The organism is uncultured Friedmanniella sp., assembly GCF_964244005.1.
In the GTDB taxonomy this organism is placed as follows: domain Bacteria; phylum Actinomycetota; class Actinomycetes; order Propionibacteriales; family Propionibacteriaceae; genus Microlunatus.
In genome coordinates this window covers 97775-113179 of sequence record NZ_CAXTHG010000011.1, presented here as the reverse complement: position 1 = coordinate 113179, position 15405 = coordinate 97775, and the positions used below count along the sequence as shown (strand labels likewise).

Genomic DNA, 15405 nt, shown 5'->3' with positions numbered 1-15405 from the left:
ACGCGAAGATCACCGGGAGCGAGCCCAGAGTCCAGCAACCCGGGGCGCCACCAGGCTCGCTGCCGCCAGGTCATCGTCGGGCTAGCCGGAGCCCTTCGGCTTGGTCTTGTCGGTGATCGGGCCGGAGTCGACCTTCTTCTTCTTGACCGGCGCAGGCTGGTCGGCCGCCTCCACCGAACCCCACAGCTTGGCCCACCAGGCGTCCTGCGGCGCGTCGGCGGGACCGGACTCGCCCTGGATCGCCGCGCCGCCGCCCAACGGCTGACCGTCGGAGCCGACGACCTGGTAGCCGGTCTCGCCCGGCACCACCCAGCCGAGCCGCTGCCGTGCCTCGGTCCGGACGTGGTCGGGGTTGTCCCACTGCGCCAGCTCGCCCTGCAGCTGCGAGATCTGCCGTTGGTGGTCGGCGATCTCGACCCGCGTGGCCGAGATCTCGTGCGCCTGGGAGAAGTAGATCCGCAGGCTGGAGGCGTAGGAGATCACCAGCACGAGCAGCACCACCACCAAGGCGATGGCCCGGGTGGTGACGTTCGAACGACCGCCGCTCCGGCGGACCGGTTCGAGGTCCGGCTCGTCCACGGCGGTCGGGCTGGCCGGGCTCGTGGGCGAGGACGCGCTCGCCGAGGACCCCGGCCGCGAGGCCGGGCGCGTCCGGGTGCGGCTGCGCCCCGGACCGGCACCAGGCCGGGCCGGGGGCCGGGGGCCGGGTGAGCTAGGCACTAAACCTCGGGAAGGCGGCGGCGCCGGCGTAGCGGGCCGCGTCGTCGAGGTCCTCCTCGATCCGCAGCAGCTGGTTGTACTTGGCCACCCGGTCGGTCCTGGCCGGTGCGCCGGACTTGATCTGGCCGCAGTTCGTGGCGACGGCCAGGTCCGCGATCGTGGTGTCCTCGGTCTCGCCCGAACGGTGGCTCATCATGCAGCGGAACCCGGCCCGGTGGGCGAGGTCAACGGCGTCGAGGGTCTCGGTCAGCGAGCCGATCTGGTTGACCTTGACCAGCAGCGCGCTGGCGGCCTTCTCGGTGATGCCGCGCTGCAGCCGAGTCACGTTGGTGACGAACAGGTCGTCACCGACCACCTGGACGCGGTCGCCGATCCGGGCGACCAGCGCGCTCCAGCCCGCCCAGTCGTCCTCGGCCAGCGGGTCCTCGAGCGAGACGATCGGGAAGTCGGTGATCCACTGCTCGTAGATCGCCGTCATCTCCTCAGCCGACTTGGTGCCGCCCTCCCAGTGGTAGACCCCGTCGCGAAAGAACTCGCTGCTCGCCGCGTCCAGCGCGAGGGCGATGTCGGTGCCGAGGGTGAGCCCGGTGGCCTCCACCGCGGTCGAGATCAGCTCGAGCGCGGCGACGTTGGCGGGCAGGTTGGGAGCGAAGCCGCCCTCGTCGCCCAGGCCGGTCGACAGGCCGCGCTTCTTCAGCACCGACTTGAGCGAGTGGTAGACGCTGGCCCCCATCTCGACGGCGTCCCGGAAGGTGCTGGCGCCGATCGGCGCGATCATGAATTCCTGGATGTCCACGTCGGAGTCGGCGTGCGAGCCACCGTTCACGATGTTCATCATCGGCACCGGCAGCACGTGGGCGTTCGGGCCGCCGACGTAGCGGTAGAGCGGCAGGTCGGCGGAGTTCGCGGCGGCGTGGGCCACGGCCAGCGAGACGCCGAGAATCGCGTTCGCGCCCAGGTTGGACTTGTTCTCGGTACCGTCCAGGTCGATCATCGCCTGGTCGATCAGCCGCTGCTCGCTCGCCTCGTAGCCGACCAGCTCGGGCCCGAGCTGGTCGATCACCCCGAGGACAGCCTTGCTGACGCCCTTGCCGCCGTAGCGGGCATCGCCGTCCCGCAGCTCGACCGCCTCGAACGCACCGGTCGAGGCGCCCGAGGGAACTGCCGCCCGACCCTCCGACGCGTCGTCGAGGATGACCTCCACCTCGACCGTGGGGTTGCCGCGTGAGTCCAAGATCTCACGGGCGCCGACGAACTCGATACTCGCCACGAACTGCTGCCTCTCGGTGGGTGCCCCGACTGCTCCAGCGACCGCGGGACGTCTGATTCAGGTGCTGGCCTCACCCTAGCGGCGGGAAGTGGCCGTAGCGTCGAGGCGCCCCCGGCGGGTCAGGCCGCGATGGCCCACACCTGGTCAGTCCCGACGGCGGCTGCTGAACCTGTGGGCCAGGTTGACCCCGACGATGCCGGCCCAGGAGACGGCGATCCCGAGCAGCCCGGGCTCGACGTTCGCGGCGCTGATCGCGGTGATCGGGACCCCGACGCCGAGGGAGATGATGCCCAGCACGAAGCCCTGCCGCTGGGCGGTCCGGGCCAGCTCCAGGGTGGCGTCCGGCAGCTCGCCGCGGTGCCGCAGCTCGGCCGTACGGTAGGCGACGAGCTCCTCGACCCGGTCGGCCAGCCCGCCGGCGATGTGCTCGTCGTACTCGGGTCCGAGCTCGCGCCGCGCCGCCAGGGCAGCCTCGACGTCGCTCCGAACCTCGGTGCGTCGGTACGGCCGGTCGGGCTCGGACATGACCGCAGCCTAGTGGCCGCCCGGCTCGGACGTCACGGTCTCAGACGTCACGGTCTCGGCCGTCACGGTCTCGGCCGTCACGGTCTCGGCCGTCACGGTCTCGGCCGACACGACCTGCCGCTCCAGGGCGCGGACGGCGTCCCGGACGGCCTGGTCGGGGTCGACCCCGGACGCGTGGGCGCGCGCGACCAGGGCGAGCACCTCGGCGCCGACGGTCTCGGCTGTCACCGGCTCGCCGGGCAAGACCAGCGGCACCTGCCGGGACCGGGCTCGCGCGATGATCTTGTGGCCCCGCGCCAGCGCCGACAGCTGTTCCGGGATCCCTTGCAGGGCAGAGGTCCGGCCCTTCTCGACCGCCTTGCGCGCCTCCCAGGTGGCGTGCAGGTCGAGGGGGACGGTGTCGTCGGTGAAGACGTGCGGGTGCCGGGCGACCAGCTTGTCGGCGACCCCGCGGGCCACGTCCTCCAGCGCGAACACCTCGCTGATCTCGGCGTGGAACACGACCTGCAGCAGCAGGTCGCCGAGCTCTTCGCGTAGGTCGGTGGAGTCGCCGGACTCGATCGCCTCTACGGTCTCCATCGCCTCCTCGACCAGGTACTGCACGAGCGTTCGGTGGGTCTGCTCGGCGTCCCACGGGCAGCACCGCCGCAGCACGGCCATCACCGCGACGAGCCGGGCCACCTCGGGCAGCGCGCCGGCGGGGTCGGCGACCGGGACCGGCTCGCCCCCCTCGGTCGAGGTCAGGGCGCAGCCACCGGCGGGTTCGGGGCGGGCACCGACAGCGAGCCGGACTGGTCGCTGACGATCGTCTTCTGCGTCGGGTCGAGGACGCCGTAGCGGGGGTTGAGGGTGACGCTGCGGGTCTTGACCTGGTCGAGGTAGGCCGCGTTGCCCAGCTTCTGGGCCACGATCGCCTGGTCCGCGACGTCGTAGACCACCGGCTGCGCGTCGGCCACGTTGACCAGGTCGGCGAGGTTCGTCCCCTTCAGCACGGCGGTCCGGGCCGCGTCGGTGAGCGGGATCTTCTGCTCCGCGGCGATCTGCTCGGCCAGCTCGCCCTGGATGAGCGCGTTCACCACCGCTTCGACCGAGACGGTCTGGCCGGCTTCGACGATGGACGCGAGGCCCTTGACCGCCTGGTCGACCTGGGTCTGGGTCACCTCGTCGTCGCCGACGTACGCGGCGACGCCCGGGTCAGCCTTGGAGCAGCCGGTCAGGGTGAGCCCGACCAGCGCCGTCGCCACGAGCAACCGGGCGGGACGGTGCCCGACCCCGGAGGGCCAGCGCGGTACGGACATGAGCTTCATCGGTCATCCTCGGTTCGTCTGCGGGTCGCGAGCGATCTTAACGGCAGCGCCGTGCCCGCTGCTCAGCTGATGAAGACGTCGTTGATCACCTTCGTGCACCAGGCGAGCAGCTCGGTGTCCTTGACCGCCGGTCCGCCGACCGTGGCGCTCATCGGCCGGGGCACCAGGATGAAGTTGGCCGTCTCCTTGACCAGCGACCGCGGATAGAGCCGCTGCAGGCGCAGCCGCTTCGAGTCCGCCAGGTCGGCCGGACCGAAACGGATGTGGTTGCCCTGGCTGACGATCTCGCGCAGCCCGGCAAGGCGGGCGACCAGTCGGAAGCGGGCGACCTCGAGCAGGTTCGCGACCACGGCCGGTGGCGTGCCGTAGCGGTCGTGCAGCTCAGCCTCGACCGCCTTGAGGTCGGCTTCGGCGCGGACCTCGGCCAGCCGCTTGTACATCTCCAGCCGCAGCCGTTCGGACTCGACGTAGTCGGTCGGCAGGTGCGCGTCGATCGGCAGCTCGATCCGGACCTCCGGGTCAGGCTCGGCGTCACCGCCGCGGTACTCCGCAACCGCCTCGCCCACGAGCCGGATGTAGAGGTCGAAGCCGACGTCGGCGATGTGGCCGGACTGCTCACCGCCCAGCATGTTGCCGGCGCCGCGGATCTCCAGGTCCTTCATCGCGATCGCCATCCCGGCGCCGAGGTCGGTGTGCGCGGCGATGGTGGCGAGCCGGTCGTGCGCCGCCTCGGTCAGCGGCCGGTCCGGCGGGTACATGAAGTAGGCGTAGCCGCGCTCACGGCCCCGCCCCACCCGGCCCCGGATCTGGTGCAGCTGGGAGAGGCCCAGCAGGTCGGCGCGGTCGATCAGCAGGGTGTTGGCCGTGGCGATGTCGAGACCAGCCTCGACGATCGTGGTGGAGACGAGGACGTCAGCGCGGCGTTCCCAGAAGTCGACCATCACCTGCTCGAGGCGCTGCTCGCTCATCTGGCCGTGCGCGGTGACGACCCGCGCCTCGGGCACCAGCTCGGTGATCCGCCGGGCGACCTTGTCGATGCTCTGCACCCGGTTGTGGACGAAGAACACCTGGCCCTCGCGGCTCAGCTCGCGGCGGATTGCTGCGGTGACCTGGGCCTCGTCGTACGGGCCGGCGAAGGTGAGCACCGGGTGCCGTTCCTCGGGCGGGGTGGCGATCGTGCTCATCTCGCGGATGCCGGTGATCGCCATCTCGAGCGTCCGGGGGATGGGCGTGGCCGACATGGCGAGCACGTCGACGTGGGTACGCAGCCGCTTGAGCTGCTCCTTGTGCTCGACGCCGAAGCGCTGCTCCTCGTCGATGATCACCAGGCCCAGGTTCTTGAACGTCACCTCCCCGCCGAGCAGCCGGTGGGTGCCGACCACGACGTCGACCTTGCCCTCGGCGACGCCCTCGATGGTGGCCTTGGTCTCGGCCTCGCTCTGGAAGCGGCTGAGCGGCGCCACGGTGACCGGGAAGCCGGCGTACCGGTCGGCGAAGGTCGCGTGGTGCTGCTGCACCAGCAGCGTGGTCGGCACCAGGATCGCCACCTGGTAGCCGTCCTGGACGGCCTTGAACGCGGCCCGGACGGCGATCTCGGTCTTGCCGTAGCCGACGTCGCCGCAGATCAGCCGGTCCATCGGCACGACCTGCTCCATGTCGCGCTTGACCTCCTCGATCGCCGAGAGCTGGTCGGGGGTCTCGACGAAGTTGAACGCGTCCTCGAGCTCACGTTGCCAGGTCGTGTCGGGTGAGAACGCGTGGCCGCGGGTGGCCTGGCGGGCCGCGTACAGCTTGATCAGCTCAGCCGCGATCTCGCGCACCGCCTTGCGCGCGCGACCCTTGCGCTTGTTCCAGTCGGCACCGCCCATCTTGTCCAGGGTCGGGTTCTCACCGCCGACGTAGCGGGTGACCTGGTCGAGTGAGTCCATCGGCACGAAGAGCCGGTCACCCGGTTGGCCGCGCTTGGACGGGGCGTACTCGATCAGCAGGTACTCCCGCGTCGCGTCCTGGACGGTGCGCTGCACCATCTCCCGGTAGCGGCCGACACCGTGCTGAGCGTGCACCACCGGATCGCCCGGGGTGAGCTCGAGCGGGTCGATCTGGTTCTTGCGCCGGCCGGGCATCTTGCGCGCGGACTTGTCCGGCGGCCGAGCACCCGAGAGGTCGGTGGTGGTGTAGACGGCGAGCTTGAGCTCATCGGCCACGAAGCCGGCGACCAGCCCGCCCGTCACGATGGTGATGAAGCCCGCCGCGGGCGGCTCCTGCAGGTCGGGCTGCTCGCGCACCGCCAGCTCGTGCTCGACCGCCACCTCGGCGTAGCGGTGGCTGGTGCCCTTGCCCTCAGCGACCAGGACGACCCGCCAGCCGTCGCGGACGCGGCGTGCGATGTCGGCGATCGCCGCCTCGGTGTCACCGCGGTGGCCCTCGGCGACGTGGCCGGCGATGGTGCGGGACTCGACGCCCGTACCGCTGACCGTGGTACGCAGGTCGACGACCTCGCCGTCGTCGGTGCGGACAACGCTTCGCGAGCCTGTCGACGGATCTGAGCCGGGGCCGGCGCTGAAGGGCGACAGCGTCCACCAGGCCAGCCCGCGCGCGAGGGCGGCGGCGCGTACGTCGGCTAGCGGTTGGTAGGAGGAGGCGCCGAGGTCGACCGGCGCCTGACCGCCCCCGGCGGCGGCCGCCCAGGAGGCCTTCAGGAACTCCTCGCTGGTCTTGACCAGGTCGATCGCCCGACCGCGGACGAGCTCGGGGTCGCAGACCAGGACGTGGGTCTCCGGCGGCATCAGGTCGACCAGCAGCTCCATCCCGTCGACCAGCACCGGTGACAGCGCCTCCATCCCGTCCACCGCGTGCCCCTGCGCGATCCGCTCCAGCATCTCGCCGAGCTCGGGGTGCTGGGTGGCGAGCGCGGCGGCGCGAGCGCGGACGGCGTCGGTGAGCAGCAGCTCCCGGCACGGCGAGGCGGTGACCTCGGTCAGGGTGAACTCGCTGGAACGCTGGTCGGCGACGGTGAAGTAGCGGATCTCCTCGACGGTGTCGCCGAAGAAGTCGATCCGGACCGGATGCTCCTCGGTGGGCGGGAAGACGTCCAGGATGCCGCCGCGAACGGCGAACTCGCCGCGGCGCTCGACCAGGTCCACCCGGATGTACGCAGCGTTGACCAGGGCGTTCGCCAGATCGCCGAGGTGGTGGTCCGCACCGGCCACGAGCCGGACAGGCAGCAGGTTGCCCAACCCCTTCACCTGCGGCTGCAGCACGCTGCGGACGGGCGCGACGACGACCCGCGGCGCCGGTTCGGGACTGTTGCCGGCCAGCCGGCGCAGCACGGCGAGCCGGCGGCCGACGGTGTCCGAGCGCGGGCTCAGTCGCTCGTGCGGCAGCGTCTCCCAGGCGGGGTAGTAGGCGACGGCCTCGTCCCCGGCGAGCGACTGCAGCGCGGCCGTGACGTCCTCGGCCTCGCGGTAGGTGGAGGTGACGACCAGCACCGGCCGGTCGGCTCCGCCGCGGTCGGTCGAGGCCGCCAGCGCAGCCGCCACCAGCGGCCGCATCGACGGCGGCGAGGTCAGGTCGAGGGCCGTCAGCCGCCGGACGCGTGCGTCGTCCAGGGTGGCGGCGAGGGTGGGATCGGTGCAGAAAAGGTCAACCAGTCCCGACAATGTCACCGGTCAAACTTACAGGCCGCCCGAAAGCCGCCCAACCGCTGAAGCCGGCGGCTGATCTGACCATCCCCTGACACGCAGATGCGAATTCAGCAACGCGTCCCGAGCTCGTCGAGGGCCCCGAAGGGGTTGCGGCAGCTCTTTCTGACGGTCAGCGCAACCTCTTCGAGGCCTTCGACAGGCTCAGGGCGCGTCAACTTCGGGCCAACGACCAAGCTCAGGGCGCATAGCTGGCGTCAGGAGTTGAAGGCGCTCTGGGTGCGCTCGAGGCCGGCGGTGACCAGGGACTCGACGGCGTCGGCGGCCCGGACGATCTCCACGGCCAGGCTCTCGCGGTCGCGGGCGGCGAAGTTGCTGAGCAGGTAGTCGGCCGGGTCCTGGCGGCCGGGCGGGCGGCCGACACCGACCCGGACGCGGTAGTAGTCGCCGGTGCCGAGCGAGGCGCGGATCGAGCGCAACCCGTTGTGCCCGTTGTCGCCGCCGCCGAACTTGACCCGCAGCTGGCCCGGGTCGATGTCGAGCTCGTCGTGCACCACGACCAGCCGGTCGACGGTGATCTTGTGGTAGCGGAGCAGACCCGAGACCGGTCCCCCGGTCTCGTTCATGTACGTCCGCGACTTGCTCAGCAGCAGCCGCGGCGCATCCGCCGTGCCTGGGGGGCCGAGGCGACTCTCGGCCACCTCGGCCTTGATGGGTCGCGCCGAGCTGAAGCGCGCGCCCGTCCGGGACGCGAGCTCCTCGACCACGCCGAAACCGACGTTGTGGCGGTGACCGGCGTAAGTCGGGCCCGGGTTACCGAGCCCGACCACCAACCAGGGCAGCACGAGCGGGTCCTGGCTGGACCGACTAGGACTGCTCGTCGTCCTCCGACGTCGCGCTCTCGTCGGTGTCGGTGACCTCGTCGCCCTCGGCGATGGTCGGCTCGATGCCGGCCTCGGCCTCGGCCGCCGCGAGCTCGGCCTCCAGGGCCGCCTCGGACTGGGCGCCGGTGATGTTGACGATCAGCGCGTCGGGGTCGATGTCGAGCGTCGAGCCCTCGGGCAGCAACAGGTCGGACGCGAGGATCTGGGTGCCGGCGGCGAGCCCCTCGATCGAGACGGTGATCTCGGTCGGGATGTGGGTGGCCTCGGCCTCGATCGAGACGCTGTTGCGGTCGACCACGACGAGGGTCTCCGGACCGGCTTCACCCTGGATCAGGATGGCGACCTCGACGGTGACCTTCTCGCCGCTGCGGACCAGCACGAGGTCGACGTGCTCGATGGTGTGCTTCAGCGGGTCGCGCTGGACCTGCTTGGGCAGCGCCAGCTGCGAGGTGCCGTTGACGTCGATCGACAGCAGCGCGTTCGCGGTACGCAGCGCGAGCAGCGTCTCGTGCCCGGGCAGGCTGATGTGGATGGGGTCGGTGCCGTGGCCGTACAGGACGGCGGGCACCTTGTCGGCACGGCGGATGCGGCGGGCAGCGCCCTTGCCGAACTCGGTACGAACTTCGGCGGTGAGCTTGACCTCGGGCACGAAACGAACTCCTCAGGAAACTTGCGGGGTGGGACTCGGCTGACCTGGGAGGGGTGCGGTCCGTACGACTCGGGGTCAGTCTTGCCGACCCACCCATCGTCGATCACGGTCTGCGACCCTCGCCGAGGCAACCTGGCTACCCTAGCCGACCCTGGCGCTACGGGGAAAGCTGCGCTCGGCGGACTTGCTGGGCTCACGTGTCCGGGTGCAGGAGCTTCTCGAGCTCGCGTCGCTGCTTGAGCAGCTCGACCTCGCCCTTGAGCACCGCCAGCTCGTCCGGCGGCAGCAGCTTGCCCTCGGCATCCGCGATCTCCACCCGCTGCTGCAGAACCTTCAGCTTGACGTAGTCGTCCTCGGTCGCTGCGGAGCCGAGGAGCTCGAGCCGTTTCTGCTGCAGCTCGACCCGGCGCTTCACCCCGGCCAGCTGACGCTCCGCCCCGGCGTCCAGCAGTCCGGTCACCCCTGACGTCAGTGAGGTGGCCGAGGCGAGTCCGGCGGCCACGTCGGCCGGCACCCCGCCGAGGGCGTCCCCGAGGGCCCCCGCAGCGCTGGTGGACCCGGTGGTCACCAGAGAGGGCGCCCCGAGCGGGCCGAACGTGATGTTGGCCGAGGAGCTGCCGAACAGCCGCTCCCGCAGCGGCAGCGTGCGGGTGTCGCAGTGCTCGTCGACGACCCACTGCTGGTCGCTGCTCTCCAGCACCGGGCCGCTGTCGGCTCGCCGCCAGATCGTCACCTGGACGCGTCGCGGGACCCGCCAGCGCACCAGCGGTTCCTCGTCGTCCCTGTCCGAGGTCACGGTCTCGAGCTCGACGGGCCCCACCTCGACACTCGTGTCCGGCGGCCCGATCTGGACGGCCAGCCCGAGGGCGTCCCACACCTCTTGGGCCCGACCGCCAGGTCCGCCACGAGGAGGGCGGCCGTCACCTCGATAGGCGTGCGCGGTCGACAGCTCGAACGTGACCGACTCCGTACGGGTGGGGAGCCAGCTGGCCAGCTGGGCCGCCTTGCGCGCGTCAATCCGTCCGATCTCGGCCCGCACCTCCGCGAGCAGGTAGTCGATCCGGCGGGACCGCGTCAGCGCCTCGACGTCGCCGCCGGCGGCGTCGACCGTCAGCGTCCACTGCGAGCTGGGCTTCGAGCAGGCGGTCGACCAGATCGGCGCACTCCGCCCGACGCTTGATCAGCCCTTGCCCCTCCTGGTGCTGCCAGGCTCGCTCGGCGTAGTCGCGCAGCTCCTTCGCTGATGCGCGCGCCGTCTCCTCCGCGGGTGGACCGTCGATTCTCCGACCGGGCCCGACTGCCCGGGCGCCGATGCCGATCACCGTGCCGAGCAGCTTGGCGCCGGCGGCCACCACGCGAGCACCCACCCCGGTGCTCTTGAACGTCAGTGACGTGAGCCGCTCGTCGTCGGTCAGGCCGAGGGCAAAGTCGAGGTCTCGGCGGTCGGACAGCTCGAGCGTCTGGGCGCCTGCGCCGGCATCACCCCGCTGGCCCAGCAGCACTGTCGACTGCACTGAGGCGAGATCTTCGGCTTCGCCCTCGGGTGAGGCGTCCTCCGGGATCTCGTCCCCGTCGTAGTGGAGAAAGGTACGCGTCCCGGTGAACACGAAGACGCTCTCGACCAGCCGATAGTCCCAGCGCATCGCCCACCTCGTCCTCGAGTTGTGGGTGCTGATCCTGCCAAACCCGGCACCGACCGCGCTAGAGCCAGATCGCGACGTTGAGCCCGTCAGCTCTGCCCGTCGAACAGGCTGGTCACCGACCCGTCCTCGAAGACCTCGCGGATGGCCCGGGCCAGCAGCGGGGCGATGGAGAGCACCGTCAGGCCGGGGATCCGCCGCTCGGCCGGGATCGGCAGCGTGTTGGTCACGATGACCTCCTCGAAGCCGGTGGCGGTCAGCCGCTCCACCGCAGGCCCGGACAGGACCGCGTGCGTGGCGGCGGCGATCACCGCCTTGGCCCCGCGAGCCTTCAGCGCCTCGGCCGCCTGGCAGATCGTGCCCGCGGTGTCGATCATGTCGTCGACCAGCAGACAGACCTTGCCGCGGACGTCGCCGACCACCTCGTGCACCGCGACCGTGTTGGCCACGTTCGGGTCCCGGCGCTTGTGGATGATCGCCAGCGAGCAGCCGAGCTGGTCGGTCCACATGTCCGCGAGGCGGACCCGACCGGCGTCCGGGGAGACCACGGTCATCTCTGAGGTGTCGTAGCGGTCGGAGATGTACCGGCTGAGCACGGGCAGCGCCCACAGGTGGTCGACCGGCCCGTCGAAGAAGCCCTGGATCTGGGCCGCGTGCAGGTCGACCGACATCAGCCGGTTCGCCCCGGCGGTCTTGAACAGGTCGGCCATCAGCCGCGCCGAGATCGGCTCCCGGCCGCGGTGCTTCTTGTCCTGGCGCGCGTACGGGTAGAAGGGCGCGACGACGGTGATCCGCTTGGCCGAGGCCCGCTTGAGCGCGTCGACCATGATCAGCTGCTCCATCACCCACTCGTTGACCGGAGCGGCGTGGCTCTGCAGCACGTACGCGTCCGAGCCGCGGACCGACTCCTCAAAGCGGACGTAGATCTCGGAGTTGGCGTAGTTGAGCGCCCGGGTGGGGACGATCTCGACCCCCATCAGCTCGGCGACCTCGGCCGCCAGCTCCGGATAGGCCCGCCCGGAAAAAAGCATCAGGTGCTTCTCGTTCGGCCGCTTCAGCCCGGTCACGCCGGCCCACCATCGTTCTCGGCTGCGGCGGCGGCCGCGCGAGCCGTCTTCGTGCCGGCCCGCTTGCGCAGCACCCAGCCCCTGATGTTGCGTTGCTGCCCCCGGCCCACCGCCAGCTCGCCGGCGGCGACGTCGCTGGTGATGGTGGAGCCCGCGGCCACGTACGCGCCGTCGGCGATGTGTACCGGTGCGGTCAGCACCGAGTTGCTGCCCACGAAGCTGTACGCGCCGACCGTGCTGACGGCCTTGTGCACGCCGTCGTAGTTGGCGAAGACCACGCCGGCGCCGATGTTGGCGCCGTCGGCGATCTCGGCGTCGCCCACGTAGGACAGGTGGGGCGCCTTGGCTCCGGCGCCGATCCGGGCGTTCTTGGTCTCCACAAAGGTGCCGATCTTGCCGCCGGCCCCGAGCCGGGTACCCGGCCGCAGGTAGGCGTACGGGCCGACGGAGGTGTCGGGGCCCAGCACGCTGAGCGAGCCGTGGGTGCGGATGACGACCGCGTTCTGGCCCACCTCGACGTCGACCAGGGAGGTGTCCGGGCCGATCGTCGCGCCGGCGGCCACCGAGGTCGCGCCCTCCAGGCTCGTGCCCGGCAGGAGCGTGACGTCCTCGGCGAGGTCGACGGAGGCGTGCACCCAGGTGGTCGCGGGGTCGACGACGGTCACGCCTGCGCGCATCCAGCGCTCCAGCACCCGTCGGTTGAGCTCGGCGTTGAGCCGGGACAGCTGGATCCGGTCGTTGACGCCCTCGACCTGCCAGACGTCCTCGATCGGGTACGCGGTGACGGTCTGGCCCGCGCTCCGGGCCGCAGCCAGGACGTCGGTCAGGTAGAGCTCGCCCTGGCTGTTGTCGGGCCGCAGCCCGGCCAGTCCGTCGGCCAGCGCCGAGGCCTCGAAGACGTAGATGCCGGAGTTGATCTCGGAGATGGTGAGCTGGCTCGGATCGGCGTCGCGGTGCTCGACGATCGCCTGCACGTGGCCGCTGCGGTCGCGGACGACCCGGCCGTACCCGGTCGGGTCGCCCACCTGGGCGGTCAGCACGGTCACCGCGGCCGCCTCGGCGCGGTGGGCGGCGACGAGCTCGGCCAGGGTGTCCCCGGTCAGCAGCGGGACGTCGCCGTAGGTCACGACCACCGCACCGGTCAGGGCAGGCAGCGCGGCGAGGGCGACCTGGACCGCGTGGCCGGTCCCCCGCTGCTCCTCCTGCACCACGGTGGTGACGTGGGACGCGACCTCGGCGAGGTGCGCCTCCACCTGGTCGCGCCGGTGGCCGACGACGACCACGACGTGCTCGGGTCGCAGCATCGTGGCGGCGGTCACGGCATAGCTGAGCATCGAGTGCCCGCCAAGCTCGTGCAACAGCTTGGAGCGAGCCGACCGCATCCGCGTGCCCTCGCCGGCCGCGAGCACGATCACCGCAGCAACAGGCTCGGCGTCGAGCGCTCCCGGGGGCGGCGGGTCAGGCTGTCCGGTCATCGCGCTCCTTCGTCGGGTACGGGTGGGAGCTCCCCGGGTAGGAGTCGAACCTACGTCGCTAGTCCTGATTCAAAGTCAGGCGGGCCCTACCGGCAGACCAACCGGGGAACGACCGGTACGTCGACCGACCGGGATACAGAGTAATGCCCACACGAACGGTCCGATTTCCACCGCGACCGACCAACGCCCAGACTGGCCGTCATGGCTGACGCTGCGAACGCCGACCGGCGCGAGTCGACGCGCGCCCGGCGACCGGGTCGGGTGCGGATGTCCGGCGCGGACCGGCGCGAGCAGCTGATCGAGGTCTCGCGCGCGCTCTTCGCCGCCCGCGGCTTCGACGGCACGTCGGTGGAGGAGATCGCGGCCCGGGCCGAGGTCAGCAAGCCCGTCGTGTACGAGCACTTCGGCGGCAAGGAAGGCCTCTACGCGGTGGTGGTCGACCGCGAGGTCCGCACCCTGCTCGACGGCATCCGCGCCTCGCTCACCTCCGGCCACCAGCGCGAGCTGCTCGAGCAGGCCACGTTGGCGCTGCTCGACTACATCGAGGCCCACCGCGACGGCTTCCGGATCCTGGCCCGCGACTCCTCTCTCGGCAACGCGGGCGGCTCGTTCGCCACCATCCTCAGCGACGTCGCCTCGCGGGTCGAGGGCATCCTGGCGGCCGAGTTCAGCCGCCGCGGCCTGCAGCCCAAGACCGCGCCGATGTACGCGCAGATGCTCGTCGGCATGGTCGCGGTCACCGGCCAGTGGTGGCTGGACGCGCAGTCGCCGCGCAAGGCCGAGGTCGCCGCGCACCTGGTCAACCTGGCTTGGAACGGGCTCAGCCACCTGCAGCCCGACCCCTCCCTGGTCACCCTGTCGACCCCCTGAGCAGCCTCCCGCCGGTTTGCCCCGGCTGGGCCCAGCAACGTAGCGTAGGCCGGACTTAATCGATACAGAAGATCGCGCAACAGAACAGGCCCGACCATGACCACCACCTCCCCGCCCGTGCCCACGACCACCGCGGACGCCAACCCGCTGGCCTCCCGGCTCGCCGCTGGGGCGGTCACCACGATGTTCGCGGTCAACGGCCTGCTGCTGGGCGGCAACGGTGGCGCACTGCCGTCGTTGCGCGACAAGCTCGGGATCGGCGACACCTCGATCGCGATCATGCTGTTCTGCGCCGGGCTCGCCGGCATCTTGTCGATGCAGGTCGGCGGCCGGCTCGCCGACGCGATCGGCGCCCGGACCGTGGCGTTGGCCGCGCTGCCGATCTTGGTCGCGGCGGCCCTCACCATCGCCCTGGCGCCCACGTACGGGGTCGCGGTGGTCGGGTTGATCTTGCTCGGGCTCGGCAACGGGGCGATGGACGTCAGCATGAACGCCGTTGCCGTCCAGGTCGAGGCCGCACGCCGCCGGCCGATCATGAGCTCGTTCCACGCCTACTTCTCCCTGGGCGGCTTTGCCGGCGCCGGTGCGGTGTTGATCATGGCCAAGGGCCTGGGGATCACCGGTGGCGCGATCGTGACCCCGTTGATGATCAGCATCGCCGCCGTCGCGTTGCTGATCTGGGTCGTGTTGATCAAGATCACCCCGCAGACGGCGACCGTGCCGCACCGGGTGGACGGCGTCCGGACGCGGATCCCGCGTGCCGCCTGGATTCTCGGCGCGATGGCGCTCGCGTTCGGCTTGTCCGAGGGCACGGCCGTCGACTGGTCCTCACTGCACGTCACCGACGTCGCCCGCGTCGACCCGACGACCGGCGCGCTCGGGCTGATCGCCGTCAGTGGCTTCATGGTGGTGATCCGGCTGCTCGGTGACCGCCTCGTGGCGCGCTTCGGCCGGCGGGCAGTCGTCCGGTTCGGCGGGATCTGCGCGGCCCTGGGCTACGCGATGGTGACGTTGGTCTCGACGCTGCCGCTGCTGGTGGTCGGCTGGTCGCTGGTCGGTTTCGGCGTGGGCATGATCGCCCCGCAGGTCTACGCCGTCGCCGGGCACCTCGGCGGCGGTCGGGTGCTGGCCGTGGTCGTCACCTTCGGCTACGCGGCCTTTCTGATGGGTCCGGCCGTGATCGGCTTCGGAGTCCGGCACCTGGGCATCCACCACGCGATGGCCGTCCCGGCGATCCTCTGCGCCGGGATCATCGCCCTGGCCGCCACCCTTCCGCGGAGCGACGCCGATCTAGCGCAGCCGAGGAGCGACGCCGATCTGGACGCCGGGGCCCCTGCCGCCCAGACGTAGCATTTCG

At 71.3% G+C, this 15405-nt stretch carries 14 protein-coding genes and 1 tRNA gene; 2 read left to right on the top strand and 13 right to left on the bottom strand.

The window, feature by feature from the left end:
* Positions 1–81: 81 nt before the first annotated feature.
* The 13 genes from ACFE76_RS09310 to ACFE76_RS09250 all read right to left on the bottom strand — a co-directional run bounded on the left by ACFE76_RS09310 (position 82) and on the right by ACFE76_RS09250 (position 13286).
* Positions 82–579 (bottom strand): septum formation initiator family protein, encoded by a 498-nt coding sequence (locus tag ACFE76_RS09310; RefSeq protein ID WP_375431466.1) that lies wholly within the window; start codon positions 577–579, stop codon positions 82–84.
* 133 nt (positions 580–712) lie between these two features.
* Entirely contained in the window at positions 713–1990 is a 1278-nt protein-coding gene (gene eno / locus ACFE76_RS09305; RefSeq protein WP_375431465.1) for a phosphopyruvate hydratase, read from the bottom strand.
* A gap of 144 nt (positions 1991–2134) precedes the next feature.
* Positions 2135–2515: a hypothetical protein gene (locus ACFE76_RS09300; protein WP_375431464.1), complete on the bottom strand. Its 381-nt coding sequence runs from the start codon at positions 2513–2515 to the stop codon at positions 2135–2137.
* Between the two features lie 9 nt (positions 2516–2524).
* Positions 2525–3175, bottom strand: a complete 651-nt coding sequence (locus ACFE76_RS09295) for a MazG family protein (protein ID WP_375431499.1) — start codon at positions 3173–3175, stop codon at positions 2525–2527.
* A gap of 80 nt (positions 3176–3255) precedes the next feature.
* Positions 3256–3822: a hypothetical protein gene (locus tag ACFE76_RS09290; protein WP_375431463.1), complete on the bottom strand. Its 567-nt coding sequence runs from the start codon at positions 3820–3822 to the stop codon at positions 3256–3258.
* A 62-nt stretch (positions 3823–3884) separates the two neighbouring features.
* Positions 3885–7487 (bottom strand): transcription-repair coupling factor, encoded by a 3603-nt coding sequence (gene mfd, locus ACFE76_RS09285; protein WP_375431462.1) that lies wholly within the window; start codon positions 7485–7487, stop codon positions 3885–3887.
* Between the two features lie 233 nt (positions 7488–7720).
* Positions 7721–8308, bottom strand: coding sequence for an aminoacyl-tRNA hydrolase (gene pth / locus ACFE76_RS09280; protein ID WP_375431461.1), 588 nt, complete (start codon positions 8306–8308; stop codon positions 7721–7723).
* Positions 8309–8330: 22 nt separating this feature from the next.
* Positions 8331–8996, bottom strand: coding sequence for a 50S ribosomal protein L25/general stress protein Ctc (locus ACFE76_RS09275; protein ID WP_375431460.1), 666 nt, complete (start codon positions 8994–8996; stop codon positions 8331–8333).
* Positions 8997–9189: 193 nt separating this feature from the next.
* A complete protein-coding gene (locus ACFE76_RS09270) occupies positions 9190–10035 on the bottom strand; it encodes a hypothetical protein (RefSeq protein ID WP_375431459.1) in 846 nt (281 codons plus the stop codon).
* Complete coding sequence (locus ACFE76_RS09265) at positions 10010–10639, bottom strand: hypothetical protein (protein WP_375431458.1); 630 nt, start codon at positions 10637–10639, stop codon at positions 10010–10012. Before ACFE76_RS09265 ends, ACFE76_RS09270 begins: the two co-directional genes overlap by 26 nt.
* A gap of 86 nt (positions 10640–10725) precedes the next feature.
* Positions 10726–11667 (bottom strand): ribose-phosphate diphosphokinase, encoded by a 942-nt coding sequence (locus tag ACFE76_RS09260; RefSeq protein WP_375431457.1) that lies wholly within the window; start codon positions 11665–11667, stop codon positions 10726–10728.
* Positions 11668–11699: 32 nt separating this feature from the next.
* Positions 11700–13178 (bottom strand): bifunctional UDP-N-acetylglucosamine diphosphorylase/glucosamine-1-phosphate N-acetyltransferase GlmU, encoded by a 1479-nt coding sequence (gene glmU, locus ACFE76_RS09255; protein WP_375431456.1) that lies wholly within the window; start codon positions 13176–13178, stop codon positions 11700–11702.
* A 29-nt stretch (positions 13179–13207) separates the two neighbouring features.
* Positions 13208–13286: transfer RNA gene (locus ACFE76_RS09250), tRNA-Gln, on the bottom strand.
* A 93-nt stretch (positions 13287–13379) separates the two neighbouring features.
* On the opposite strand from ACFE76_RS09250, the gene ACFE76_RS09245 reads away from it, so the two are divergent.
* Together ACFE76_RS09245 and ACFE76_RS09240 are read left to right on the top strand one after the other, a co-directional pair.
* Complete coding sequence (locus ACFE76_RS09245; protein ID WP_375431455.1) at positions 13380–14048, top strand: TetR/AcrR family transcriptional regulator; 669 nt, start codon at positions 13380–13382, stop codon at positions 14046–14048.
* 96 nt (positions 14049–14144) lie between these two features.
* The gene (locus ACFE76_RS09240) at positions 14145–15398 is read left to right on the top strand and encodes an MFS transporter (protein ID WP_375431454.1); all 1254 of its coding nucleotides are present in this window, start codon (positions 14145–14147) and stop codon (positions 15396–15398) included.
* Positions 15399–15405 lie beyond the last annotated feature (7 nt).

Excerpts from the sequence above, each read along its gene's own strand:
- ACFE76_RS09295 (WP_375431499.1), bottom strand. The coding sequence starts at position 3,175 with ATGGCCGTGCTGCGGCGGTGCTGCCCGTGGGACGCCGAGCAGACCCAC.
- ACFE76_RS09240 (WP_375431454.1), top strand. The coding sequence starts at position 14,145 with ATGACCACCACCTCCCCGCCCGTGCCCACGACCACCGCGGACGCCAAC.
- ACFE76_RS09290 (WP_375431463.1), bottom strand. The coding sequence starts at position 3,822 with ATGAAGCTCATGTCCGTACCGCGCTGGCCCTCCGGGGTCGGGCACCGT.
- ACFE76_RS09300 (WP_375431464.1), bottom strand. The coding sequence starts at position 2,515 with ATGTCCGAGCCCGACCGGCCGTACCGACGCACCGAGGTTCGGAGCGAC.
- glmU (WP_375431456.1), bottom strand. The coding sequence starts at position 13,178 with ATGACCGGACAGCCTGACCCGCCGCCCCCGGGAGCGCTCGACGCCGAG.
- ACFE76_RS09260 (WP_375431457.1), bottom strand. The coding sequence starts at position 11,667 with ATGCTTTTTTCCGGGCGGGCCTATCCGGAGCTGGCGGCCGAGGTCGCC.
- ACFE76_RS09245 (WP_375431455.1), top strand. The coding sequence starts at position 13,380 with ATGGCTGACGCTGCGAACGCCGACCGGCGCGAGTCGACGCGCGCCCGG.
- ACFE76_RS09265 (WP_375431458.1), bottom strand. The coding sequence starts at position 10,639 with ATGCGCTGGGACTATCGGCTGGTCGAGAGCGTCTTCGTGTTCACCGGG.